The organism is Oceanibium sediminis, from assembly GCF_003265325.1.
GTDB lineage: Bacteria > Pseudomonadota > Alphaproteobacteria > Rhodobacterales > Rhodobacteraceae > Halovulum > Halovulum sediminis.
This window is the reverse complement of the sequence record NZ_QGNX01000016.1, coordinates 1-23,141: the sequence shown is the minus strand read 5'-3', so window position 1 is coordinate 23,141 and position 23,141 is coordinate 1. Positions and strand designations below refer to the sequence as shown.

Annotated in this window: 23 protein-coding genes; 12 read left to right on the top strand and 11 right to left on the bottom strand. The window is 66.6% G+C overall.

The window, feature by feature from the left end; all coding sequences use genetic code 11:
- Nucleotide 1: 1 nt before the first annotated feature.
- The gene (locus DJ029_RS20020; RefSeq protein ID WP_112324255.1) at nt 2–1,420 is read right to left on the bottom strand and encodes a dihydrolipoyl dehydrogenase family protein; all 1,419 of its coding nucleotides are present in this window, start codon (nt 1,418–1,420) and stop codon (nt 2–4) included.
- 1 nt (nt 1,421) lies between these two features.
- Nucleotides 1,422–2,150: a TVP38/TMEM64 family protein gene (locus DJ029_RS20015; protein ID WP_232823153.1), complete on the bottom strand. Its 729-nt coding sequence runs from the start codon at nt 2,148–2,150 to the stop codon at nt 1,422–1,424.
- Between the two features lie 331 nt (nt 2,151–2,481).
- Here DJ029_RS20015 and rpmH point away from each other — a divergent pair, with 331 nt between their 5' ends.
- From rpmH to DJ029_RS19995, 4 genes are all read left to right on the top strand, one after another.
- Nucleotides 2,482–2,616, top strand: coding sequence for a 50S ribosomal protein L34 (rpmH, locus tag DJ029_RS20010; protein ID WP_112324254.1), 135 nt, complete (start codon nt 2,482–2,484; stop codon nt 2,614–2,616).
- 29 nt (nt 2,617–2,645) lie between these two features.
- The gene (rnpA, locus tag DJ029_RS20005; RefSeq protein WP_112324260.1) at nt 2,646–3,065 is read left to right on the top strand and encodes a ribonuclease P protein component; all 420 of its coding nucleotides are present in this window, start codon (nt 2,646–2,648) and stop codon (nt 3,063–3,065) included.
- Complete coding sequence (yidD, locus tag DJ029_RS20000; RefSeq protein WP_112324253.1) at nt 3,062–3,295, top strand: membrane protein insertion efficiency factor YidD; 234 nt, start codon at nt 3,062–3,064, stop codon at nt 3,293–3,295. The genes rnpA and yidD overlap by 4 nt, the downstream gene beginning before the upstream one ends.
- An 85-nt stretch (nt 3,296–3,380) precedes the next feature.
- Complete coding sequence (locus tag DJ029_RS19995) at nt 3,381–3,875, top strand: copper chaperone PCu(A)C (RefSeq protein WP_112324252.1); 495 nt, start codon at nt 3,381–3,383, stop codon at nt 3,873–3,875.
- 9 nt (nt 3,876–3,884) lie between these two features.
- Here the strand turns inward: DJ029_RS19995 and DJ029_RS19990 are convergent, their stop codons facing one another.
- Nucleotides 3,885–4,409, bottom strand: coding sequence for a DUF3833 domain-containing protein (locus DJ029_RS19990; RefSeq protein WP_112324251.1), 525 nt, complete (start codon nt 4,407–4,409; stop codon nt 3,885–3,887).
- Nucleotides 4,410–4,533: 124 nt separating this feature from the next.
- Between DJ029_RS19990 and ttcA the strand changes: the two genes are divergently transcribed.
- Nucleotides 4,534–5,373 carry a tRNA 2-thiocytidine(32) synthetase TtcA gene (gene ttcA, locus DJ029_RS19985; RefSeq protein WP_112324250.1) on the top strand — a complete coding sequence of 280 codons (840 nt, stop codon included), beginning with the start codon at nt 4,534–4,536 and terminating at the stop codon, nt 5,371–5,373.
- Between the two features lie 5 nt (nt 5,374–5,378).
- Here the strand turns inward: ttcA and DJ029_RS19980 are convergent, their stop codons facing one another.
- The 3 genes from DJ029_RS19980 to DJ029_RS19970 are packed head-to-tail and all read right to left on the bottom strand — an operon-like array spanning nt 5,379 to nt 8,672.
- On the bottom strand, nt 5,379–6,590 hold the full coding sequence (locus DJ029_RS19980; RefSeq protein WP_112324259.1) for a DegT/DnrJ/EryC1/StrS family aminotransferase: 1,212 nt from the start codon (nt 6,588–6,590) through the stop codon (nt 5,379–5,381).
- A gap of 10 nt (nt 6,591–6,600) precedes the next feature.
- Complete coding sequence (locus tag DJ029_RS19975) at nt 6,601–7,869, bottom strand: ABC transporter permease subunit (RefSeq protein ID WP_112324249.1); 1,269 nt, start codon at nt 7,867–7,869, stop codon at nt 6,601–6,603.
- On the bottom strand, nt 7,866–8,672 hold the full coding sequence (locus DJ029_RS19970; RefSeq protein WP_112324248.1) for an ATP-binding cassette domain-containing protein: 807 nt from the start codon (nt 8,670–8,672) through the stop codon (nt 7,866–7,868). Before DJ029_RS19970 ends, DJ029_RS19975 begins: the two co-directional genes overlap by 4 nt.
- A gap of 491 nt (nt 8,673–9,163) precedes the next feature.
- Here DJ029_RS19970 and DJ029_RS19965 point away from each other — a divergent pair, with 491 nt between their 5' ends.
- The 3 genes from DJ029_RS19965 (at nt 9,164) to DJ029_RS19955 (ending at nt 14,623) form a co-directional block, all read left to right on the top strand.
- Nucleotides 9,164–11,608 carry a GcvT family protein gene (locus DJ029_RS19965; protein ID WP_112324247.1) on the top strand — a complete coding sequence of 815 codons (2,445 nt, stop codon included), beginning with the start codon at nt 9,164–9,166 and terminating at the stop codon, nt 11,606–11,608.
- A 70-nt stretch (nt 11,609–11,678) separates the two neighbouring features.
- On the top strand, nt 11,679–13,856 hold the full coding sequence (locus DJ029_RS19960) for a SulP family inorganic anion transporter (protein ID WP_112324246.1): 2,178 nt from the start codon (nt 11,679–11,681) through the stop codon (nt 13,854–13,856).
- 308 nt (nt 13,857–14,164) lie between these two features.
- Complete coding sequence (locus DJ029_RS19955) at nt 14,165–14,623, top strand: NUDIX hydrolase (protein WP_112324245.1); 459 nt, start codon at nt 14,165–14,167, stop codon at nt 14,621–14,623.
- 54 nt (nt 14,624–14,677) lie between these two features.
- Here DJ029_RS19955 and hisN read toward each other — a convergent pair whose 3' ends face one another.
- The 3 genes from hisN to typA all read right to left on the bottom strand — a co-directional run bounded on the left by hisN (nt 14,678) and on the right by typA (nt 17,959).
- Nucleotides 14,678–15,487 carry a histidinol-phosphatase gene (gene hisN, locus DJ029_RS19950; protein ID WP_198671209.1) on the bottom strand — a complete coding sequence of 270 codons (810 nt, stop codon included), beginning with the start codon at nt 15,485–15,487 and terminating at the stop codon, nt 14,678–14,680.
- Between the two features lie 45 nt (nt 15,488–15,532).
- Nucleotides 15,533–15,904 (bottom strand): helix-turn-helix domain-containing protein, encoded by a 372-nt coding sequence (locus DJ029_RS19945; RefSeq protein WP_112324244.1) that lies wholly within the window; start codon nt 15,902–15,904, stop codon nt 15,533–15,535.
- Nucleotides 15,905–16,141: 237 nt separating this feature from the next.
- Nucleotides 16,142–17,959, bottom strand: a complete 1,818-nt coding sequence (gene typA, locus DJ029_RS19940) for a translational GTPase TypA (protein WP_112324243.1) — start codon at nt 17,957–17,959, stop codon at nt 16,142–16,144.
- A 164-nt stretch (nt 17,960–18,123) separates the two neighbouring features.
- Here typA and DJ029_RS19935 point away from each other — a divergent pair, with 164 nt between their 5' ends.
- Complete coding sequence (locus tag DJ029_RS19935) at nt 18,124–19,086, top strand: NADPH:quinone oxidoreductase family protein (RefSeq protein WP_112324242.1); 963 nt, start codon at nt 18,124–18,126, stop codon at nt 19,084–19,086.
- Between the two features lie 5 nt (nt 19,087–19,091).
- Here the strand turns inward: DJ029_RS19935 and DJ029_RS19930 are convergent, their stop codons facing one another.
- On the bottom strand, nt 19,092–19,964 hold the full coding sequence (locus DJ029_RS19930) for a LysR family transcriptional regulator (RefSeq protein ID WP_112324241.1): 873 nt from the start codon (nt 19,962–19,964) through the stop codon (nt 19,092–19,094).
- Nucleotides 19,965–20,087: 123 nt separating this feature from the next.
- Between DJ029_RS19930 and DJ029_RS19925 the strand changes: the two genes are divergently transcribed.
- On the top strand, nt 20,088–20,288 hold the full coding sequence (locus tag DJ029_RS19925; RefSeq protein ID WP_157966462.1) for a YjiS-like domain-containing protein: 201 nt from the start codon (nt 20,088–20,090) through the stop codon (nt 20,286–20,288).
- Between the two features lie 67 nt (nt 20,289–20,355).
- Here DJ029_RS19925 and DJ029_RS19920 read toward each other — a convergent pair whose 3' ends face one another.
- Nucleotides 20,356–21,054 carry an arylesterase gene (locus DJ029_RS19920; protein WP_112324239.1) on the bottom strand — a complete coding sequence of 233 codons (699 nt, stop codon included), beginning with the start codon at nt 21,052–21,054 and terminating at the stop codon, nt 20,356–20,358.
- Between DJ029_RS19920 and DJ029_RS19915 the strand changes: the two genes are divergently transcribed.
- Nucleotides 21,053–21,742 (top strand): ABC transporter ATP-binding protein, encoded by a 690-nt coding sequence (locus tag DJ029_RS19915; protein ID WP_112324238.1) that lies wholly within the window; start codon nt 21,053–21,055, stop codon nt 21,740–21,742. The two genes, DJ029_RS19920 and DJ029_RS19915, sit on opposite strands and share 2 nt — an antisense overlap.
- On the top strand, nt 21,739–23,141 hold a 1,403-nt coding region (locus tag DJ029_RS19910; protein ID WP_157966461.1), incomplete at its 3' end, for an ABC transporter permease. The genes DJ029_RS19915 and DJ029_RS19910, both read left to right, overlap by 4 nt.

The following is a 23,141-nucleotide window of genomic DNA, read 5'->3' as shown; positions in this document are numbered from 1 at the left end:
CCTACCACCGCTGGATGAAACGCACGAACCGCTTCACCCGGTCGTTTTCGAAAAGGCGGGGGACGTAATATTGCCCGGCGGCGCGCTTGTTGATCTCTCCCAGGGTCGGATAGGGGGCGACCATGTTCGCGACGGCGCCGACCTTCAGCTTGCTGGAGATCGCCAGTGCCCAGGTCTGGATCAGCTCGCCCGCCTGCGCGCCGACGATGGAGGCGCCGACCGGGCGGCCCCGGTGGACCATCACCTTGATCAGCCCGCGCGTCTTCCCCTCGGCCAGTGCGCGGTCGTTCTGGCCATATTCGAAGCGCAGCACCTCAAGGTGGATGCCGTGCTTCTGGCGCGCCTGCGCTTCGGTCAGGCCGACCTGCGCCAGTTCCGGGTCGGTGTAGGTGGCCCAGGGAATGTGGTGCGCGGTCGCGCGGGCGGGCAGGCCGAACAGCGCCTGTCGGATCACGATGCCGGCGTGATAGTTCGCGACATGGGTGAATTGCAGCCCGCCCGCGACCGTATCCCCGATGGCATAGACCTGCCGGTTCGACGTGCGCAGGCGCTTGTCCACGGAAATGCCGCGACCATCGTGCGCGACCCCCGCCTTGTCGAGGTTCAGCCGCTCGATATTGGGTGTGCGGCCCACGGCCATCAGCAGGTGGCTGCCGGTATGGGTGCCGCCGCCCTTGGTGTGCACCGTGATTTCGCCGTCCGCGCCCGTCACCCGTTCAGCCTGCGCGCCCTCGACGATCGCCACCCCTTCGGTGCGGAAGCTCTCCAGCACGATGGCGGCGAGTTCTGGGTCGTCCTTTCCGAGCGCCGCCGCCCACTCGAGGACCGTCACCCTGGAGCCGAGGCGGACATGCGCCTGCGCCATCTCCAGGCCGATGGGACCGCCGCCGATGATGATCAGGTGGTCGGGGCGTTCCTGAAGGTCGAAGATGGTCTCGTTGGTGTGGCAGGTCACGCCCTCCAGCCCGGGAATCGGGGGTACGAAGGGGCGTGAGCCGGTGGCGATCACGATGCGCCGGGCGCTGATCCGCGTGCCGCCCGCGTCCACCGTGTTGCGGGATATGAAGCTGCCGTAGTCCGTGATGACCCGCACGCCGAGGCTTTCGAACCGCTCGACGCTGTCGTGGGGCGCGATCTTGGCGATCACCGATTTCACATGGCCCTTCGCCCCGGCGTAGTCGATCAGGGGGTCATGCGGCGCGATGCCGAAGGGCGCGCCCGCCGTCATCGCGTGGGCGTGGCGCGCCGACGCCAGCAGCGCCTTGGACGGAACGCAGCCGTAGTTCAGGCAATCCCCGCCCATCTTGTGCCCTTCGAGCAGGACGACATCCGCGCCCATCTGCGACGCCCCCGCGGCGACGGACAGCCCGCCCGATCCGCCGCCGATGACCAGCAGGTCCGTTTCGATATGCTCGCCCATGTCAGCGGCCCTTTCGGCGCAGGTGTTTCAGGATGATCGGCAGCGCGGACAGCAGCGCCAGGGCCAGGATCGGCCCGATGATATGCGGCTCGAACAGGATGCCGAGGTCCGGGCGCTCGCCCCGCGCGAAGACCTCGCCCAGGCCCACGCCGACCCAGGTGTAGACGACGGTGCCGGGCATGATGCCGAAGAAGGTGGTAAAGACGTAGTTGCGCAGCGACACGCCGAACAGCGCCGGGGCGAGGTTCGCCACGAAGAAGGGAATCACCGGGACGAGGCGGATCAGGAACAGGTAGCTGATCTCGCTCGCGCGCAGGCCGTCGCGGATTCGGGTCAGCGTGCCCTTTGACGCATCCATCCGCCGTTGCAGGGCATCGCCCAGCCCCATGCGCGCGGCCAGGAAGATCGCCGTCGCGCCGGCGGTCGCGCCGGTCAGCGTCAGCAGCGCACCGGGGAACATGCCGAACATGAACCCGCCCGCCAGCGTCATCATCAGCGCGCCCGGCAGCGAGAAGGCGACAACCACGACATAGACCAGCACATAGCCGCACGCCGCCAGCACGTAGGAGCTGTCGCGCCACGCCAGCAGCTGCTCGCGGTTGTCCGCCAGGGTCTGAAAGCTGAAGGCATCGCGGTTGAAAAAGCCGATGGTCGCCGCGATGGCGATGGCAACGATGGGGGCGATCCGCCGCCAGTTCCGTCCGGCGGGCGGAGTCATCTCGGTAAGCATACCTCGGATCCTTCACTCATGTTGCCCCCTAGGTGCCGCATCCCCCGCCGCGGGGATAGGGGCCTCACGCGGCATTGATGGGCGCGTCGCAATTGTTACAGCACCCTGCCCCGCACCTGTCATAAAGCGCGCGAAGCGCTCTCTTTGCCGTGATGGAGGGGGCATCGGGTTACAGTGCGCAGGGCGCGGGGAAACATTTCGCGAAGAATCGCGGAATGCCGACGGAAATGCGCCGCGCTTAGATTGACAGGGCCCGAAGTTCCCCCTAGAAGCCGGAGCCTGAGATTGAACAGACGCGGCGGGACCGCCCGCTGTCGAATGGAGAAAAACAATGAAACGGACCTTCCAGCCTTCCAACCTGGTGCGCAAGCGGCGCCACGGTTTTCGTGCGCGCATGGCCACCAAGAACGGCCGCAAGATCCTGAATCGCCGCCGTGCGCAGGGCCGCAAAAGCCTGAGCGCCTGAGCGGGCACAACAGCCACGAGCCTGACATGATGGCACCGCCGGACCCAACCCGCCTGCCCCTTACCGGGTCGGCGGATGCGGGGCCGGCGGTGCCTTCGCTTGTGCGCAGCCTGCCGGTTCTGAAGAAACGCGCCGACTTCCTGGCGGCGGCGCGCGGGCGCAAGCAGGTGCGCGCCGGGTTCATCCTGCAAGCGCGCGAGCGGGGCGACGGCGCGCCGGTCGTGCGCATCGGCTATACCTGCTCCAAGAAGGTCGGCAACGCCGTGGCGCGCAACCGCGCCAAGCGGCGTTTGCGCGAAGCCGCGCGCGCGGTGCTGCGTGAGCAGGGACGCGCGGGCTGGGACTACGTGCTGATCGGCCGCCAGGACGTGACCGCCAGCCTGCCTTTCACGCAGCTGACGGCGGATCTTTCCTCGGCCGTCACTGCCATCCACAAGCCCCGCGCATGAGCCCGCTGGCCCATATCGCCGCCCTGCCGGTGCGAGCCTACCGGCTTGTCGCCTCTCCCTGGGTCGGGCGATCCTGCCGCTACCAGCCGACCTGCTCGGCTTATGCGCTGGAGGCGCTCGAGCGTCACGGCGCGATCAAGGGCAGCTGGCTGACCCTGCGCCGGCTGGCGCGCTGCCACCCCTGGGGCGGCTCGGGGATCGACAACGTCCCCGGCGAGGACCGTCCCTGAGGCACGCTGCCGCATCGCCGCCCGCCGCGCTTGCGGGTCGCGCGCGGCGGGCTTAGGTCCAAGCCAGTCAAAGGAGATTCCAGTCATGCGCATTGCCCTCGGCCTCGGCCTCGCCCTCGGTTTGTTTTCCCTTCCGGTGCTGGCGATGGAGGACACGGTCCACCACGTTCACCACGGCGACCTGGTGATCAGCGACATGCACACGCTGGAAACGCCGCCGCGCGCTACCTCCGCCGCGGGCTACCTGATTATCGAGAACACCGGCGACACCGACGACGTGTTGCTGACGGTCGAGGGCACCGCCGCCTCCACCATGTTGCACAAGACAGAGACGGACGCCGCCGGTGTCGCCCGCATGGTGCACCAGATGAACGGCATTCCCCTGCCCGCCGGGCAGACCGTGACCCTGGAGCCGGGCGCGCTGCACATCATGTTCATGGGGCTGGAGCAGCCCTTCTCCGCCGACTCCGAGCCCGAGGTGACGCTGGTCTTTCGCGATGCCGGCCCGGTCACGGTAACGCTCGATCTGCGCAGCCGCACCGGCGACGCGGTCGACAGCGGGCACGGGCACGGCAACTGAGGGGCGCGCTCAGCGCTTCTCGAAGAAGATGATGACCTGCCCGATTTCCACGCCGAACTTGTCCATATAGGCGCGGTTCAGCAGTTTTCCGTCGTCGAGCAGCCACATCCAGTCATCGAAAGTGACCCGTAGCGTGCCGTCGGGCACCGGCAGGTCGATGGTGTAGCGCCAGTTGAAACTGTCGCCCTTCTCCTGCCCACTCGCGGTACCGATCACACCGGGGGCGGTGCCGCGCCAACTGTCCTCTCCGGTCTTGGTCAGGGTCCAGACCCGCTGCTCGGTGGACTGGTCCTCGTAGACGAAATCTTCCACCAAGGTCAGGGTCTGCCCGTCCCAAGTGCCCGCGATATCCACAGTGAACCGGCGCGAGATATTGCCGAAACGGTCCTGGAACTGGCCCCAGGCACGCAGGTCGCCGGCGAAATACTCTTCAAGGTTCAGCGTACGATCGCTCAGCGGCGGATCGTCGAGCGTGGGTCGGGCGACACAGGCCGACAGGGCCAGCGCCATCAGGCCAAGGGCGATACGTTTCATGCGCGTCCTTTCGTTTGCCCAAGGTATACGCGCCCCGCGCCCGACCGGATGAACCCCGGTTCGCGGCGCACGCCCCCTGCAAGCCCACTTGCGCGACGCCGCGCCTTGGATTAGCCCGTGAGCCATGCTCGACGAGTCCGACGATATCCACCCGCTGTTCGCTGGCGCCCCCTCCTCCACGGAGTTCAAGAAGCTGCGCAAGCGCCTGGTGCGCGAAACCCGCGCGGCCATCGACGCCTATGGCATGATCGAGCCCGGCACGCGCTGGCTGGTCTGCCTGTCTGGCGGCAAGGACAGCTACACGTTGCTGGCAGTGCTGTACGAACTGCAATGGCGCGGCCTGCTGCCGGTGGACCTGCTGGCCTGCAACCTGGACCAGGGACAGCCGGGCTTTCCCGCGACGGTGCTGCCCGCCTTCCTTGAGGAACGCGGCGTGCCGCACCGGATCGAGTACCAGGACACCTATTCCATCGTCATGGACAAGATCCCGCAGGGGCGCACCTTCTGTTCGCTGTGCTCGCGCCTCAGGCGCGGCAACCTCTACCGCATCGCGCGGGAGGAGGGATGCTCGGCGGTCGTACTCGGCCATCACCGCGACGATATCCTCGAGACGTTCTTCCTGAACCTGTTCCACGGCGGCAAGCTGGCGACGATGCCCCCAAAGCTGCTGAACGACGAGGGTGATCTTTTCGTCTATCGCCCCCTCGCCCATGTGGCCGAGGCGGACTGCGCGAAATTCGCCGAGGCGATGAACTACCCGATCATTCCGTGCGATCTGTGCGGCTCGCAGGACGGGCTGCAACGCCAGCAGATCAAGCGGATGCTGGATGAGTGGGAAGCCCGCACCCCGGGTCGGCGGCAGAAGATCTTCAGCGCGCTCTCCAACGCGCGCCCGAGCCACCTGCTGGACCCCGGGCAATTCGATTTTGCCGGACTGATGCGCGCCGCTTCAGCCGAGGACTGAACTCCTCAGCCCGTACCGACGCGCGCCATGTGCCGTCCGATCGCACCGTTCAGAATCGCGCCGAGATGACGGCAATCGGCGGGCGAAAATGTCAGCGGCAGGCGCATGTCGAACAGGGTCGCAAGGATCGCATCGGTGCGCGGCAACGCCTGCGCGGGGATATAGGCCCAACTGTGGTGCAGGGACGTGAAGCCCTGGGGTTCCGGCGCGCCGAACCATTTCAGCTCCACCCCCAGTGCGGCGCAATCCGCCAGGAAGGCCCGCGCCGCATCTCCTTCGGCCCCTGCAAGGCGGAATTGCAGCGAACTGCCCACGAAATCCTCGCGCCCGCCCCGGTGGGGCATGGTGACGCCGGGCAGATCGCGCAGCGCCGACTCGACAATCCGATAACGCTCGGTCCAGGCGGCGCACTGCTCCTCCAGCCGGGTGAGCTGGGGCAGCAGGATCGCGGCGCGCAGGTTGTCCATTCGACCCGAGCAGTTCGGCGTTTCAAGGCGGATCTGGCGAAACGCTTCGGGCGGTGGGGCCGCGCCGTGGCGCTCATAGTTCATGTAGGACCCGGACAGGATGATCGCGCGCGCCATGAAGGCCGCGTCCTCGGACACCAGCAGCCCGCCCTCGCCCGAATTCATGTGCTTGTAGGTCTGCGTCGAAAAGCATCCCGCAACCCCGAAGTTGCCCGAGCGCGTCCCGTCAAAGCGCGCGCCCATGGTGTGGGCGCAATCCTCGACCAACGTCAGCCCTTCGGCCGCGACCACCTGCATCACCTTGTCCATGTTGCCGAGGTGGCCGCGCATCAGGGACAGCAGCAGCACCCGCGCACCCGAGGCCCGCGCCTTAGCGGCCAGGTCGTCCGGGTCGATAAGCAGGTCTTCGGTCACTTCGACCAGTACCGGCTCGGCCCCCACGCTGGTGATCGCGCCCGGAACCGGGGCCAGCGTGAAGGCGTTGGTCAGAACCTTGTCGCCGTGCCCGACGCCCAGCGCGCGCAGGGCTGTCGCCAGCGCATACCCCCCGGAGGCGAGGGCGAGACAATAGCGCTGCCCCTGCCAGGCGGCATAGGCCGCCTCAAGCGCGGCGGCTGCGGGGGTTTCCCCCGCCACCGTGTTGTAGCGGTGCAAGCGCCCGCTGCGCAGCAGGTCCACGGCGGCGGCGATGCCGTCCTCCGGGATCGGTTCCTGCTGGGTGAAGGACCCGGTGAAGCGGGTTTCTGCCAAATCCCCCACCTCAGCCACGGCCCTTCCAGGGCACCAGCCAAGCCTCGGCCTTGCGCATCAGGATATCGATCGCATAGCCGATGATCCCGATCAGGATGATCCCCATGATCACGATATCGGTTAGCTGGAACTTGGAGGCCGCGATGATCATCATCCCCGCCCCCTTCTGCGCCGCGACCAGCTCCGCCGCCACGACCGTGCCCCAGCACACCCCCATCGCAACCCGCGCTCCGGTGAAGATTTCGGGCAGGGAGTTCGGGACGATCACGTGGCGCAGGATCTGCCATTTCGACGCGCCCAGCGAATAGGCGGCGTGCACCTTGGAGATATTGACCCCCGAAACGCCCGCCCGCGCGGCGATTGTCATGATCCAGAGCGCGGCCAGGAACAGCAGGATGATCTTGCCGGTTTCCCAGATGCCGAACCAGATGATCACCAGCGGGATCAGCGCCAGCGGCGGCACCGGACGCATGAATTCCACGATCGGATCGAACCATCCCCGGAACCAGTTGGACAGGCCCATCGCGTAGCCCAGCGGAATGCCCACCAGCGCGCCGAGGGCAAAACCCGCCACCACGCGCAGCAGTGACCAGCCAAGATGCTCCCAGAGGGAGAAGTTCTGGTAGCCGTTCTTTGAGATCTCGATCAGCCGGCTCAGCACTGCCTCGGGGGCGGGCAGCCAGATCGGCTCCATCTGCCAGCCGCTGTAGGGCGTGTAGGTCAGCGTACCGCGCGGCGTCATCGAGACGATCCCGTCGCCGTTGTCGATCTGCGCCCCGGTGCTGATTGGCTGACCGTTCACCGCGATGATCCTGTAGCCGTCCTCGCGCCCGCCTTCGTCATTGCGGTTCGCCTGGATCAGGTCCGAGCGCCAGGCGTCGATCTGCACGCTGTCGGACTTCGCAAAGCCGTCATCCGCACCGGTGATCGGGATCTCCTCCACGTTTTCACCGGATCTCGCGACGCGCACGAAGATGGTCGCGTCGTCGGTTTCCCCGGCGGCGTTCTCTGCGGTGTAGGTGAAGGAGGTATCCCCGATGAACGGCCCGGGCGCATGGATCGGCGTGATGACTGAGCCGGTGAACGCGCCCCAGATCGCGAAGATCGCCAGGACCGAGATGATCGAGGCCGCGCGATCCGGGCGCACGGCGCTTTCATCGCCGAAGGTCACGGTCTTCAGCGAAGTAAAGTCCCGCCGCGCGTCGCGCATCCCGGATATGGCACGCACCGCGAAAAAGGCGCCGGCGAAAAGGGCGATGTAGATGACAAGGATGGTCATGCTGCGCTCTCCGACCGGCCCATGATTTCCTCTTCCATGTCCCATATCATCGTCAGGATCTCATCCCGCTTCTGGCCGAACTCGGGGACCTTCTTGACCTGTCGCAGGTCGGAATCGACGCCCATCTCGGCGAAGGGCAGACGGTATTCGGTGTGGATGCGCCCCGGGCGCGGGGCCATGACCAGCAGGCGTTCGCCGAGCAGCAGCGCTTCCTCCACCGAGTGGGTGATCAGGATGATGGTCTTGCCGGTTTCCTTCCAGAGCTTCAGCACAAGGCCCTGCATCTTCTCGCGGGTCAGCGCATCGAGCGCGCCGAGGGGCTCGTCCATCAGGATCACCTCGGGGTCGTTGGCCAGGCAGCGCGCCAGCGCCACGCGCTGCTGCATCCCGCCCGAAAGCTCGTAGATCGCCTTTTCCTTGAAGTCCCGCAGGCCCACCACGTCGAGCAGGTGATCGACGATGCCGGCACTCTCGTTCTTCGGCATCCCCTTCATGTTCGGCCCGAAGGCCACGTTCTCGCGCACGTTCATCCATTCGAACAGCGCGCCCTGCTGGAAGACCATGCCCCGCTCAGGGCCCGGGCCGGACACGACCTCACCTCCCAGCTTGATCTGCCCTTCGGTCGGGGCGAGGAACCCGGCGACGATGTTCAGCAAGGTAGTCTTGCCGCAGCCCGATGGCCCGAGGACGGCCATGAGCTCCCCCTCCTTGATGTCGAGGGTGACGTTCTTCAGCGCCTGAACGGAGGCTCCGTTCGGCAGGTCAAATCGCATCGATATATTATCTATCAGCAGGCCGGACATGGGCAACCTCCGCGTTAGTGGGGCAAGGCGCAGCCCGAAAACCCCGGGCGCGCCAGGGATCAACTTCTGTCAGGGAAAGCGGTCTCCACGCGCGGATGGTCGGACTGGGGCTGGCCACGGGCATACGCCGTTCGGATGTCCAGGCCTCCGTCGTCTCATCTGTTACCCCTGTTGGTGGCCCCGGCTTATGGTGCCGGGTGCCGGTCGCGACTGCGGCCATCGCAGCCCGTTAAAAGTGAAGCACGTCACGCCGCACAGGGCCAGTATTGACTTTTGCGCGCGAAACAGCCGTCGCGGTCCGTTCCGCCCGGGCCATGGCCGGATCACACAATGGCGAAGAGCGCCCCTGTTTTGGTAAGTCCAATTCAGCCTGCTTATGGGGCCAACGCCCATCGCGGCGAAAATGTTTTGACAGGGACAAGGGCGGCAGCGTGAGAATGGGCCCTGCTTCCACCCGCACCGCAAGCCTGTTGAACCCGAGGAAACACCCCATGAGCGATGTACCCGACAAGGCGCGTGCGGTGATCATCGGGGGCGGCGTCATCGGCTGTTCGGTCGCCTATCACCTGACGAAACTCGGCTGGCGGGACGTGGTGCTGCTGGAACGCAAGCAGCTTACCTCGGGCACGACATGGCACGCGGCGGGGCTGATCGCGCAGCTGCGCGCGACGAAGAACATGACGAAACTCGCCCGGTACAGCCAGGAGCTTTACGGCGGGCTGGAACAGGAAACCGGCGTCGCCACCGGGTTCAGGCGCTGCGGTTCCATCACCGCCGCGCTGACAACCGAGCGCCGGGAAGAGCTGTTGCGCCAGGCCTCCATGGCGCGCGCATTCGGGGTGGAGGTGGAGGAGGTTTCGCCCGCCGAGATCAAGGCGCGTTACGAGCATCTGAACACCGACGGGGTGATCGGCGGCGTCTACCTGCCCCGCGATGGCCAGGGGGACCCGGCCAATATCGCGCTGGCCTTGGCGAAGGGCTCGCACCAGCGCGGCGCGACGATTGTCGAGCGCACACGTGTCACCGGCTTTTCGCGCAAGGGCCGGCGGATCACCGGCGTCACCTGGCGACAGGGCGGCGCGACGGGGCAGATCAGCACCGACTTGGTGGTCAATTGCGCCGGGATGTGGGGCCATGAGGTCGGGCGCATGGCGGGCGTCAACGTGCCCCTGCACGCCTGCGAGCATTTCTACATCGTGACCGAGGCGATCCCTGGGCTGGGGCAGCTTCCCGTGCTGCGGGTGCCCGACGAATGCGCCTATTACAAGGAAGACGCGGGCAAGATCCTGCTCGGCGCGTTCGAGCCTGTGGCGAAACCTTGGGGCATGGGCGGCATCCCCGAGGACTTCGAATTCGACCAGCTGCCAGAGGATTTCGACCATTTCGAGCCGATCCTCGAGACGGCGGTCAACCGGATGCCGATGCTGTCTGAGGCGGGGATCCACACGTTCTTCAACGGCCCCGAAAGCTTCACGCCTGATGACGCCTATCACCTCGGGCTCTGCCCCGAGATGGACAACGTCTGGGTGGCGGCGGGTTTCAACTCCATCGGCATCCAGTCGGCGGGCGGCGCGGGCATGGCGCTGGCGCAGTGGATGGAGGACGGCGAGAAACCCTTCGACCTGGGCGATGTGGATATCGCGCGGATGCAACCATTCCAAGGCAACCGACGCTACCTTTTCGAACGCTCCAGGGAAACGCTGGGGCTGCTCTATGCCGATCACTTCCCCTACCGGCAGAAGGCCACGGCGCGGGGCATCCGCCGCTCCCCCCTGCATCACGAACTGCTGGCCAATGGCGCGGTGATGGGCGAATTCGCGGGCTGGGAGCGCGCGAACTGGTTCGCCGACGCCGGGCAGGACCGGGCCTACCGCTATTCCTGGGGCCGCCAGAACTGGTTCGACAACGCCGCCCGCGAACACCAGGCGGTACGCGAAAGGGTCGGCATGTACGACATGTCCTCCTTCGGCAAGATCCGTGTCGAGGGGCCGGACGCCGAGGCTTTCCTGAACCACGTCTGCGGCGGCGACCTGTCGGTGCCCGTCGGCAGGATCGTCTATACCCAGTTCCTGAACCACAGGGGCGGGATCGAGGCCGACGTCACCGTGACGCGCCTGTCCGAGACCGCCTATCTTGTCGTCACCCCCGCCGCCACGCGGCTGGCGGACCAGACCTGGCTGATGCGCCACCGGGGCGAGCACGTAGTCGTCCTCACCGACGTGACCAGCGCCGAGGCGGTGATCGCCGTAATGGGCCCCAATTCCCGCGCGCTGCTTTCCAGCGTCTCGCCCGATGATTTCGGCAACGCGCATCACCCCTTCGGCTGGGCGCGCGAGATCGAGATCGGCATGGGGCTGGCCCGCGCCCACCGCGTCACCTACGTGGGGGAGCTGGGATGGGAGATCTACGTCTCCACCGACCTGGCGGGGCATGTGTTCGACACCCTCCTCTCGGCGGGGGCGGATCACGGGCTGAAGCTGTGCGGGTTGCACATGATGGACAGCCTGCGCATCGAGAAGGCGTTCCGCCATTTCGGCCATGACATCACCAGCGAGGATCACGTCATCGACGCGGGCCTCGGCTTCGCGGTCAAGACCGGCAAGCCCGCCTTCATCGGCCGCGACGCGGTGCTGGCGCGGCGCGAAAGCGGGCCGCAAGCGCGGCTGGTGCAGTTCGTTTTGACCGACCCCGAACCGCTGCTGTACCACAACGAACCGATCCTGCGCGACGGGCAAATCACCGGCTACCTGACCTCGGGCAACTACGGGCACGCGCTGGGCGCGTCGGTCGGGCTTGGCTATGTGCCCTGCCCGGGACAATCGGCGGCGGAGGTCCTTTCCGCGCGCTACGAGATCGAGGTCGCCGGCCGCCGCGTACCCGCGACGCCGCACCTGCGCCCCGCCCTTGATCCGGCGTCCGCGCGAGTGAAACTCTAGCCCCGCCCGCGCGGAAAACTTGTGCGATCCCCCTTTCAAGTGCATCAATTCGCCCAAGGGGGACAAAGTCATGGCCGAGGCGAGCGTGACATCCGGGGCGGCGGGCCGCCTGATCCGTGTCGCCATGGCGGCGCCGATGATCGGGCTGTTGTCCAGCATCTTCGCGATCTCGTTCTCGGCGATCATCTACAACGGCGCGCTCAGTGCCCATGTCAGCCAGGGGATCGGGCTGACGCTGATCGGCGCGACCATCATGGGCCTGCTCAGCGCATTCCTGTTCAGCTATCGCGGCACGATCTCGCAACCCCAGGACGTGACGGCGATCCTGCTGTCGCTCGCGGCGGCGCAGATCGCCGCCTCGGACATCATCGCGCCCGAGGCGGTGTTCCCCACCGTCGCCATGCTGGTGATCGTCGCGACCTTCACCACCGGGATCGTCGCCTATGCCTGCGGGCGCTTCGGCATGGGCAATATCGCGCGCTTCATCCCTTACCCCGTCATGGCCGGCTTCCTGGCGGCAGCGGGCTACCTGCTGACCACGGCCGCGATCGGGATGGTGATCGGGCGCTCGGTGGATATCTGGGGCCTGCCCGCGCTGTTCGAATGGCCCGTTCTGATCCGCTGGCTTCCCTGGCTGGCGGTGGCGGCGCTGGTGACAGCGCTGACGCGCGCCTCCTCGCAACCGATGACGCTGCCGGTGCTGCTGATCCTGACCGGGGCCGGCTTCTACGGGCTGCTCGCCCTCACCGGCACGACCCTGGCGGAGGCGCGCGAGGCGGGCCTGCTGCTCGGCCCCTTCGGTCGGAGCAACTTCCTCCAGGGCCTGTCTCCCGCCCTGGTGCTGGACGTGGACTGGCGGGTCATGACCGCGCATTTGCCGACCGTGATCGGCGTCATCGCGATGACGATCATCGGCGCGCTACTCAACGCGACCGGGCTGGGCGTGGTGATCGACCGGGAGATCGACCTCAACACGGATCTGAAGGCGGTGGGGCTGAGCAACCTGGCCGCCAGCGCCGGCGGCGGGCTCGTCGGCTTCCACCTGCTGGGAGAAACGGTCTTCTCGCGCAAGATGGGGCTGACCGGGCCCATCGCCGGAATCTCGGCGGGCGTGGGCACCGGCCTGGTGCTGGTGTTCGGGGCGGGTTTGCTGTCACTGCTGCCCGTCGGCCTGTTCGCGGTGGTGATCGCGTATCTCGGCATGGACCTGTTGATCACCTGGCTTTGGGCGGAACGGCGCAACCTGCCGGCGATGGACTACGGGCTGGTGATGCTGATCCTGCTTGCCGCCGCCACGATCGGCTTCCTGCAAGCGCTGACCGTCGGGCTGCTGGCGGCGGCGCTGCTGTTCATCTATTCCTATTCGCGGATCGATACCGTGCGCCTGAGCTCGACCATCGCGACCCGCCGCTCCTCGGTCGAGCGGGGCATGGCGGCCCAGACCGTCCTGCAGGACCACGGCAATAGCGTGCATATCACCGAGCTGACCGGCTACCAGTTCTTCGGCACCGCCCAGCGCCTGCTGGACCAGGTCGAGCAGGACCTCGGGTCCCACCCCGACGTGCGCCGCCTGATCATCGATTTCACCCGCGTCCCCGAGATAGACGCCTCTGCTGCCTTCGTGCTTGAGAAGATCGCCAAGCTCTGCCGGCGACGGCAGGTTGGATTGTGTTGCAGCAGCGCCGACACCGGGCACCAGGCGCGCTTCCCCTCGGAGCGCCTGGCGGCGCTGGGGGTCACGCTTTACCCAACGCTCGACGCCGCGTTGCAAGCGGCGGAGGAAGCGCTTCTCGCCGCCCATCCAGCCACCGAGACGGAGGCCGACGGCAGCTTTCTGAGCTTGGTGCAGGCCCGGCATCCCGGCATCCGGCTTGAAGACGTGTTCAAGACGACCCGGCTGGAGGCGGGCGAGATCCTGGTCGAGCAGAACGCCCATTCGGACGAGATGTTCGTCCTGCTCGATGGCGCGCTGGTGGCAGAGATCATCGGCGTGGATGGCGATCCGGTCACCGTGACACGCTTCCTGCCCGGCACCCTGTTGGGAGAGATCGCCTACTATGCCTCCGTCCCGCGCACCGCCGCGATCCGCGCGGTCGTGCCGTCAAGGGTGATGCGCCTCGACGCGGACGCGCTGGACGGCGAAGGGCGTGTGGCGGAACTGGCGCAAGACGTGCACCGCGCGGCGGCCGGATACCTCGCGCGACGACTTGTGCGCACGACGCAAATGCTGCGCGCGGGCGGCTTTTAACGGGGCGTCTTGCACGGAAAGCGCCGCACCGCCTGCCGCATGCGGCGGCATTTACAAGGTGGGCTGATACCGGCTATGATCGCTGCACAGCTGTGCATTCGCAGCCCCCCAGGAAAACAGTTGCCAAATCCCTGTTTTTAAGGGATAATTATTTATTCGGCGCTGCACTGTCGTAAATGACACGCCGGTCCGGTTCATTTTGACGCGATTTTGGACACCGGCATGCGATGGCAAGGCGATGAAACAGCACCAACGCCCGCCGAAATAATCACCCCGCCAGAGGGTGTATTCACAAACGAGGAGCAGACGTGAAAGAGGTTGCAGAGCAGATCGCCGCCCTACCCATAAAGTGGGACAAGAAGGGCAAGATGAAGGTCCTCATCATTACTTCCCGGGGGACCGGCCGCTGGATTATGCCCAAAGGCTGGACGATGGACGGCAAGAAGCCCTGGCGCGCGGCCGAGATCGAAGCCCTGGAGGAAGCCGGCGCGGTCGGCCACATCTCCAGCGAGCAGATCGGCGAATACCACTACAAGAAGGTGATGTCCTCGGGCAAGAAACTGCGCTGCCGTGTGCGCGTCTATCCGATGATCGTGGAAAAGCTGAAACGCAACTGGAAAGAGCGCAACGAGCGCAAGCGCAAATGGGTCAGCGCCAAGACCGCCGCGAAACGCGTCTGGGAACCCGAACTGGCCGAGCTGTTGCGCAGCCTGTCCAAGAAGCCCCACCGCCAGCCGATCATCCAGGACCTGCTGAAAGCGTCCTGAGCGCCCACCGGACAGGGCTCGCCCCGCCGGTGGCCCGCAACGGGTAATGCTGCGTCAGGCAATGCTGCGGCTCAGGATCTCCACAGCTTCGGCATGGACACGCGCGTCGCCCGCGGCGATCACCCGCCCGCCCCGATGCGCTGGGCCGCCGTTCCAGTCGGTGACGATACCGCCCGCCGCCTCGATCACCGCTTGCGGGCCCTGGATGTCATAGGGGTTCAGGCCCGCTTCGATGACCAGGTCGACCTGGCCAAGCGCGATCATCGCGTAGGCATAGCAATCGCCGCCGTAGCGGGTCAGCCGCGCGCGGGCGCTGACATCGCGGAACGCCGCGCCCTCATCTGGGGAGCCGACCTCGGGGAAGGTGGTCATCACCGTCGCCTCGCCAAGCGAAGCACAGGCGCGCACCCCCAGCGTTTCGACAGCGCCCTGGCGCGTCAGGGTAGCCGCGCCGAACCCGCCGCGAAACCGCTCGCCCGTGTAGGGTTGATCCACCAGCCCGAAGACCGGGCCCTGCCCCGTGTCGAGCGCGATCAGCGTGCCCCAGAGCGGCAGTCCGCTGATGAAGGCGCGGGTTCCGTCGATCGGGTCCAGCACCCAGGTCATGCCGCTGGTTCCCTTAACCGCGGCCTCCTCCTCGCCCAGGATGCCATCGGCGGGGCGGCGCGCGGCAAGGATGTCCCGCATGGCGCGCTCGGCGGCGCGGTCGGCGATGGTGACGGGATCAAACCCCGCATCGTCCAGCTTGTTGCTTGCGACAAGCCCGCGCTTGCGGAAATGCGGCAGGGCCGCCGCGCCTGCCGCATCGGCAAGCGCGTTGGCTACATCGACGATGTCGGTGATTTCTTCTTCGGTAAACGTCACGATTCAGGGCCTTTGGCGAACAGCTTGCCGCCGGTGCGGCGGCGCTCAGGCAGCGTCGCTCAGAACCCGGGCAAGGTCAAACAGCCTGCGGCGCTGCTCGGGCGGAATCGCGTAGTAGGAGCGGATCAACTCAAGCGCTTCCTTGTCCGCGAACAGATCCGTCGGCAGATCGCCCTTGCTTTCGCGCTTTTCCCCGTCCTCGGACAGGCCGTCGAAGAAAAAGCTGACCGGAACATCCAGGACCGAGGCAATGTCCCACAGACGCGAGGCGCTGACCCGGTTCATCCCGGTTTCGTACTTCTGGATCTGCTGGAACTTGATCCCGACCGCATCGCCGAGTTGCTGCTGGGTCATTCCCAGCATCCACCGTCTATGTCTGATTCTTTGACCGACATAAGCATCGACAGGATGTTTCATTCGCTCCCCCCAGGCTGACTCGTAAGTAATTACACATGAAAACCAAAACACCGGAGCTTTCTACCGGGTGGCAGGAAACCCTGACCTAAGTTTCGAAAGCATACCGCACGCGGCGAATCATTTCAATGGCACTCAACCCAAGGGAGTAATAATAGGCGCGTATCAGCGCTGCTCGGCCCGGCAACAACAGTGCCGGGCCGGGTAATCACGATACAACTCATTCGGCAGATAGTCTGATCAACTTGCCAGCTTGGACGCCCGCTTGCGCTCATGCGGGTCGAGGTGGATCTTGCGCAGCCGGATATGATTCGGCGTCACCTCCACCCGTTCATCGGTGTTGATGTAGGCGATCGCCTCTTCCAGGCTCATCTTGCGCGGCGTGGTCAGGCGCACCGCCTCATCCGTGCCGGATGCACGCACGTTGGTCAGCTTCTTGCCCTTCAGCGGGTTCACGTCCAGGTCGTTTTCGCGGCTGTGCTCGCCCAGGATCATGCCCTGGTACACCTCTTCGCCGGAGCCGATGAAGAAATGGCCGCGATCCTCCAGGTTGAAGATCGCGTAGGCGACAGAAGAACCTGATTCCATAGAGATCAGCACACCGGCGCGACGGCCCGGAATGGGGCCACGGTCAGGCGCCCATTCGTGGAACACGCGGTTCAGCACCCCGGTGCCGCGCGTATCGGTCAGGAACTCGCCATGATAGCCGATCAGCCCGCGCGACGGGACATGCGCGACGATCCGCGTCTTGCCGCCTGTGGCGGTACGCATTTCCACCAGGTCGCCCTTGCGCTGTGCCAGCTTCTCGACCACCACGCCGGAGTAGCTTTCGTCGACGTCGACGGTCACTTCCTCGATCGGCTCATGGCGCTTGCCGTCGATGTCGCGGAACAGTACCTGCGGGCGGGAGATCGACAGCTCGAACCCCTCGCGGCGCATGTTCTCGATCAGCACGCCCATCTGCAATTCACCGCGCCCCGAGACTTCGAACGCCTCGCCGCCTGGCGTGTCGCGCACCTGGATGGCGACGTTGGTTTCCGCTTCGCGCATCAGGCGGTCGCGGATGACGCGCGACTGCACCTTCTTGCCGTCACGCCCCGCCAGCGGGCTGTCATTGATCCCGAAGGTGACAGAGATGGTGGGCGGATCGATGGGCTGGGCGGGGATCGCCTTGGTCACGGATTGATCGCACAGCGTGTCGGCAACGGTCGCCTTGGTCATGCCTGCGAGGGAGACGATATCCCCCGCTTCTGCCACGTCGACAGCCTGCTGGCTGAGGCCGCGGAAGGCGAGGATCTTGGTGACGCGGAAACGCTCCACCTCCTTGCCGTCGCGCGACATGGCTTTCAGGCTGGTGCCGGGCGTCAGGCGCCCCTGCTCGATGCGGCCGGTCAGAAGGCGGCCAAGATAGGGGTCGGCGGCCAGGGTGGTGGCGAGCATCGCGAAGGGCTCTTCCACGTGGTCGGCCTGCGCGGGGGACGGCACATGGGCGATAATCCGGCGGAACAGCGCGGACAGGTCCTTGCGCTCACCCTCCAGGTCATCATTGGCCCAACCCGCGCGGCCCGAGGCGTAAAGCACGGGGAAGTCGAGTTGATGCTCGTCCGCATCAAGGCTTGCGAACAGGTCGAACACTTCGTCCAGCGCGCGATCGGGCTCGGCGTCGGGCTTGTCGACCTTGTTCAGCACCACGATCGGGCGCAGGCCCAGAGCCAGCGCCTTGGAGGTGACGAACTTCGTCTGCGGCATCGGCCCCTCGGCTGCGTCCACCAGCAAAACGACGCCGTCGACCATGGACAGAATCCGCTCCACCTCGCCGCCGAAATCGGCGTGGCCAGGTGTATCGACGATGTTGATGCGGGTGCCTTCCCATTCCACGCTGGTCGCCTTGGCAAGGATGGTGATGCCGCGCTCACGCTCCAGGTCGTTGCTGTCCATGGCGCGTTCGGTCACCGCCTGGTTGTCTCGGTAGACACCGGACTGTTGCAGCATGGCATCGACCAGGGTGGTCTTTCCATGGTCGACGTGGGCAATGATCGCGATATTGCGAAGCTCCATGAGAGGGCGGCCTTTTTTGTGATGGGATTGAGCCAGTATGCGGCTTCTGGCGCTGCATGTAGAGCGCTCATGCGAAAAACACAACCGGCACGCATGAAACGCGCGCGATTACTGGCGCTTTGGCAACGCCGGGACTAGGTTGCCGGCAACGAAGGGGGCAGATCATGCTTGCAATGCGCATTCACAGCTTGGGGCAACCGATGACCCTGGACGAGGTGCCACCCCCGGCCCCAGCGGCGGGGGAGGTCGCTCTGAAGCTGCACAGTTGCGGTATCAATTTCGCCGATACGCTGCTGGTGAAGGGCAAATACCAGGAAAGCTTCGAGCTGCCCTTCACGCCGGGGATGGAGGTGTGCGGCACCGTGACCGCCCTCGGCGCGGGCGTCACCGAGCCTGCCGTGGGCACCCGCGTCGCCGCCTATGCGGGCGTGGGCGGGCTGGCCGAGCAGGCCGTCGTGCCCGCCGATCGCTGCGTTCCCGTGCCCGACGCGATGAGCGATGAGGACGCGGCCGCCTTCCTCGTGGCTTATGGCACGTCCCATGTCGCGCTGGACTACAAGGCGCGCCTGCAAAAAGGCGAGACGCTGCTGGTCCTCGGCGCGTCGGGCGGCGTGGGGCTGACGGCGGTGGAGCTTGGCAAGCTGATGGGCGCAACGGTGATCGCCGTGGCGCGCGGCGCCGACAAGCTGGCCGTGGCGCATGCCGCCGGCGCGGATCACCTGATCGACAGCGATACCGACGATCTCCGGGACCGGGTGAAGGCGCTTGGCGGGGCGGACGTGGTCTACGACCCGGTGGGCGGCGCGGCGTTCAAGGCCGCCTTGCGCGCGACCAATCCTGACGGGCGCATCCTGCCGCTGGGCTTCGCCTCGGGCGAGGTGCCGCAGATTCCGGCGAACATCCTGCTGGTCAAGAATATCACCGTGATCGGCTATTACTGGGGCGGCTATGCCAGGACCAGGCCGCGCGTGCTTACCGACAGCTTCCGCCAGTTGTTCGACTGGTACGCAGAGGGCCGCCTGAAGCCCCATGTCAGCCACGTCCTGCCGCTGTCGCGCGCGAACGAGGCGCTGGCCCTGCTGGCCGAGCGCAAGTCCACCGGCAAGGTGGTGGTGAAGATCGGCTGAGCCGCCTATTGCGCCGCGATCGCCGCCGAGCCGCGATAGGCCTGGCGGACATAGCGCGCCAGCACCTCGATCAGCGGATTGTCGGCGCGGGGCCTCGCGAACATGTTTACGTTGACCGATGGCAGCGCGGGCAGCGCGCCCCCGTGGTCGATATTTTCCAGGTAGGGAGAGGCGTGCCCGACGATCCCCGCGTGAACCGCCAGGTCGGCGGAAACGGTGGCATCGACCGTGCGCGTGCTTTCCGAGTTCACCGCCATGTCCCAGGAAATGCCGGCATCATCCAGCGCCTTTTGCACCACGGGACGGAAGATGCAGGAATTCTCGAACGCCAGCCTGAGGGGGCGTTGCCGCCAGGCCGCGCCGCCCGGTGCACCGACCCAGCCAAGCGGCTGGCTGCTCAGCGTCTCTCCGCCGGGATCGACTCCGGCTTCGGTGGTCAGGATGACGTCGATCTGCCCGTCGGCGAAGCGCGCCTTCAGGTCCTTGGTGAAGGACGACATCAGCTGCACCCGCATCCGGGGATGCTCTGCTGCGAAACGCTGCAGGATGCCGGGAACGAAGGGATAGACGATGTCGTGGGGCACGCCGAAGTGCAACTCCCCCTCGAAGGCGTCATCGCGCATCAGGCCCCAGATCTCGTCATTGAGGGCCAGCATCCGCCGCCCGTAACTCAGCAACTGCTCGCCCTGCGCGGTCAGCGAGACCCCCCGCCCCGAGCGGTCCAGAAGCGGCTGGTCCAGAGATTCCTCAAGGCGTTTCAACTGCATGGAGACGGCGGACTGCGTCACGTTCAACTGCCCCGCCGCGCGGGTCACGCCGCCGGTTTCGGCAACGGTGACGAAGGCGCGCAGGGCCGTCAGGTCCAGGTTTCTCGGCATATCACCCCCCGTGATGATTCATTTGACGATCATTCATTTTACTAATGTACACCGAAAGGGCATATACATCAACGTCCGCGATGGATGGACAGTTTAACATCAGCCTTAAGAATGGATGAACAGATGGCAACGATCACCACGAACCTGCCCCGCGCCCGAATGTCCCGGCCCTTGTTGCGCCGCCTGCTCGACATGCTGATCGCATGGGATCAGCACAACCGCAGCAAGGCCGCGCTGGGGCGTCTGGACGCCCACCTGCTGAAAGACATCGGACTGACCCCGCACGCGACCTGGGATGCCCCGGTCCAGATGCGCCGGCGTTGATACCCGTGACAGCAGAAGCAAGACCCCGCGCCCCGCGCGCAGCAAGGATCTGAACGGGCGGCCAGAGCTACTCCGCCGCCCGCTCCACCAACTCCAGCACGACGGGCCCGATATCGGCCACGATCGCGGCCACGCCCTCGGCATTAGGATGGATGCCATCCCCCTGCATCAGCGACCGCGCTGCCCCCACATCCTCGCCCGTGCCAAGCCCGGCCAGGAAGGACGGGTACAGAATGGCGCCATGCTTTTCCGCAAGCTCCGGGAAGATTCCGTCAAAGGCGGCCTTGTAGTCCGGCCCGTAATTGCTCGGCGCCGGCACCCCGGCCAGCACCGCGGGCAGGTCCCGCGCGGCGATTTCGCCAAGGATCACATCCAGGTTCTCGCGCGTAACGGCCGGGTCGATCCCGCGTAGCAGGTCGTTCCCGCCAAGCGCCACGATCACGCCGTCGACCTCCTCGCTCAGCGTCCAGTCGATGCGCGCGCGCCCGCCCGCGGTGGTATCCCCCGAAACGCCCGCGTTGATAAGCGTCACGGCATACCCGGAGTGCTCGTTCAGCCAGGCTTCCAGGCGGGGCACGAAGCCGTCCTCTTCCGCCAGGCCGTAGCCCTGTGTCAGGCTGTCCCCGAGCGCGGCGATGGTGATCTGGTCCGCCGCCGCGGCCGTAACCCCTGTGACAAGCGCCAACATTCCCGCGACGCCCAGCTTGCGCCCTGCCCGCGCCGCCCCATATCGAAAGGCGACGCCCTCAGCCGAAAGTGCCTTCATGACATCCCCCATCATCACGATGACCGATACGAACCTGTCCCTCGCGGGCAACGCCGGCATGGTCGATATCCTGAAAGGTATTTCCTTGACGGTAAACGCCGGGGAAACGCTGGGGCTGATCGGGCCGAGCGGGTCTGGCAAAAGCTCTCTCCTCATGGTCATGGGCGGGCTGGAGCGCGCCACGAGCGGATCGGTCAAGGTTCTGGGGCGGGACATGACCGCCATGGGCGAGGACGACCTCGCCCTGTTCCGCAGGGACCATATGGGCGTGGTGTTCCAATCTTTCCACCTTATTCCGACGATGACGGCGCTGGAAAACGTCGCCACGCCGCTGGAACTGGCCGGCGTGGACGAGGCGTTCGAGCGCGCCGCCGAAGAGCTGAGCGCCGTGGGCCTTGGCGATCGCAAGGATCACTACCCGAGCCAACTGTCCGGCGGCGAGCAGCAGCGCGTCGCCCTGGCCCGCGCCGCCGCCCCGCGCCCCGAGATCCTGCTGGCGGATGAGCCGACCGGAAACCTCGATGGGCCCACGGGCGAAGCGATCATGGACATGCTCTTCGGGCTGCGCGACCGCCATGGCGCGACGCTGGTCCTCGTCACCCACTCGCGAGAGCTGGCCGGGCGGTGCGACCGCGTCATCCGCCTGCGCGACGGCGCACTCGACACCATGGCGGAAGCCGCGGAATGAGCGGACAGGGCCGCGCCGCGATCCGCATCGCCTTCCGGGAACTTCGCGGCGGGCTGAGAGGGTTCCGCATCTTCCTCGCCTGCCTCGCACTTGGAGTGGCGGCCATCGCAGCCGTCGCCTCGGTCCGGGCCGCGATCGAGGAGGGGCTGGAGCGCGAAGCCTCGGTCCTGCTCGGGGGGGACGCGGAAGCGCGCTTCACCTACCGTTTCGCCGACGAGGACGAGCGCGCCTGGCTGGAGGCCAACGCAGCCCGGGTATCGGAAACGGTGGATTTCCGCTCCATGGCCACCGTCACCCGCGACGAACAGACCGAGCGCGCGCTGGCACAGGTGAAGGGCGTGGACGACCTGTACCCGCTCTATGGCACCGTCGGGCTGGAGCCGGACATGCCCCTGCCCCGAGCGCTTGAGGGGGCGGACGGGTTGCCGGGGTTGGTGGCGGAACGGGTGCTGGTGGATCGGCTGGGCCTGTCGCCCGGCGACACGATCCGCCTTGGTACGCAGGATTTCCGCCTGATGGCGGTGCTGACGCGCGAGCCTGACGGGGTGACCTCCAGCTTCGCGCTGGGGCCGCGGATCATCGTGGCGACGCCGGACCTGGCGGGCTCCGGGCTGATCACCACGGGCACGCTGTTCGACACCGCCTATCGCCTTGCCTTGCCCGAGGGCGCGGATTCCCGTGCCCTGGCGCGGGAGGCGCGCCAGCTGTTCCGCGACAACGGATTGCGCTGGCGCGATACGCGCAACGGCACCCCCGGCATTTCGAACTTCGTGGACCGGCTTAGCGCGTTTCTGGTGCTGGTCGGCCTCGCCGGGCTGGCGGTGGGGGGCGTCGGCGTGTCGGCCGCGGTGCGCAGCTACCTCGACGGCAAGACCGAGACGATCGCCACGCTGAAGACCATCGGCGCGCGCGGGCGCACGATCTTCACGATCTACCTGATCCAGATCGGGCTGCTGTCGATCTTGGGCATCGCCATCGGCCTGGTCCTTGGCGCAGGTGTGCCCTACCTCCTCGCGCCGCTGATCCTGGCGGCGCTGCCGATCCCGGCGGTGTTCGGCATCTATCCCGCCCCCCTGGCCGAGGCGGCGTTCTACGGGCTGATGACGGCGCTGATCTTCTCGCTCTGGCCGCTGGCGCGGGCGCAGGCGACGCGGGCGGCTGGGCTGTTCCGCGATGTCGGGGACACGTCCACGCCGTTCCCGCCGCTGATCTACCTTGTGGCGACGGCAGCTCTTGCCGGTGTGCTGATCGCCGCCGCCGCCTGGCTGTCGGGCATCCCGACGCTCGCGCTCTGGTCGGCGGGCGGTATCGTCGCGGCCCTCGGCGTGCTGATGCTGGCGGCGCGGGGCACGCGCTGGCTGGCGCGGCGGCTGGCGCGCAGCCGGGCGATGCGCGGCCG

Excerpts from the sequence above, each read along its gene's own strand:
- DJ029_RS20020 (WP_112324255.1), bottom strand. The coding sequence starts at position 1,420 with ATGGGCGAGCATATCGAAACGGACCTGCTGGTCATCGGCGGCGGATCG.
- DJ029_RS20015 (WP_232823153.1), bottom strand. The coding sequence starts at position 2,150 with ATGCTTACCGAGATGACTCCGCCCGCCGGACGGAACTGGCGGCGGATC.
- rpmH (WP_112324254.1), top strand. The coding sequence starts at position 2,482 with ATGAAACGGACCTTCCAGCCTTCCAACCTGGTGCGCAAGCGGCGCCAC.
- rnpA (WP_112324260.1), top strand. The coding sequence starts at position 2,646 with ATGGCACCGCCGGACCCAACCCGCCTGCCCCTTACCGGGTCGGCGGAT.
- yidD (WP_112324253.1), top strand. The coding sequence starts at position 3,062 with ATGAGCCCGCTGGCCCATATCGCCGCCCTGCCGGTGCGAGCCTACCGG.
- DJ029_RS19995 (WP_112324252.1), top strand. The coding sequence starts at position 3,381 with ATGCGCATTGCCCTCGGCCTCGGCCTCGCCCTCGGTTTGTTTTCCCTT.
- DJ029_RS19990 (WP_112324251.1), bottom strand. The coding sequence starts at position 4,409 with ATGAAACGTATCGCCCTTGGCCTGATGGCGCTGGCCCTGTCGGCCTGT.
- ttcA (WP_112324250.1), top strand. The coding sequence starts at position 4,534 with ATGCTCGACGAGTCCGACGATATCCACCCGCTGTTCGCTGGCGCCCCC.
- DJ029_RS19975 (WP_112324249.1), bottom strand. The coding sequence starts at position 7,869 with ATGACCATCCTTGTCATCTACATCGCCCTTTTCGCCGGCGCCTTTTTC.
- DJ029_RS19970 (WP_112324248.1), bottom strand. The coding sequence starts at position 8,672 with ATGTCCGGCCTGCTGATAGATAATATATCGATGCGATTTGACCTGCCG.
- DJ029_RS19965 (WP_112324247.1), top strand. The coding sequence starts at position 9,164 with ATGAGCGATGTACCCGACAAGGCGCGTGCGGTGATCATCGGGGGCGGC.
- DJ029_RS19960 (WP_112324246.1), top strand. The coding sequence starts at position 11,679 with ATGGCCGAGGCGAGCGTGACATCCGGGGCGGCGGGCCGCCTGATCCGT.
- DJ029_RS19945 (WP_112324244.1), bottom strand. The coding sequence starts at position 15,904 with ATGAAACATCCTGTCGATGCTTATGTCGGTCAAAGAATCAGACATAGA.
- typA (WP_112324243.1), bottom strand. The coding sequence starts at position 17,959 with ATGGAGCTTCGCAATATCGCGATCATTGCCCACGTCGACCATGGAAAG.
- DJ029_RS19935 (WP_112324242.1), top strand. The coding sequence starts at position 18,124 with ATGCTTGCAATGCGCATTCACAGCTTGGGGCAACCGATGACCCTGGAC.
- DJ029_RS19930 (WP_112324241.1), bottom strand. The coding sequence starts at position 19,964 with ATGCCGAGAAACCTGGACCTGACGGCCCTGCGCGCCTTCGTCACCGTT.
- DJ029_RS19925 (WP_157966462.1), top strand. The coding sequence starts at position 20,088 with ATGGCAACGATCACCACGAACCTGCCCCGCGCCCGAATGTCCCGGCCC.
- DJ029_RS19915 (WP_112324238.1), top strand. The coding sequence starts at position 21,053 with ATGACATCCCCCATCATCACGATGACCGATACGAACCTGTCCCTCGCG.
- DJ029_RS19920 (WP_112324239.1), bottom strand. The coding sequence starts at position 21,054 with ATGAAGGCACTTTCGGCTGAGGGCGTCGCCTTTCGATATGGGGCGGCG.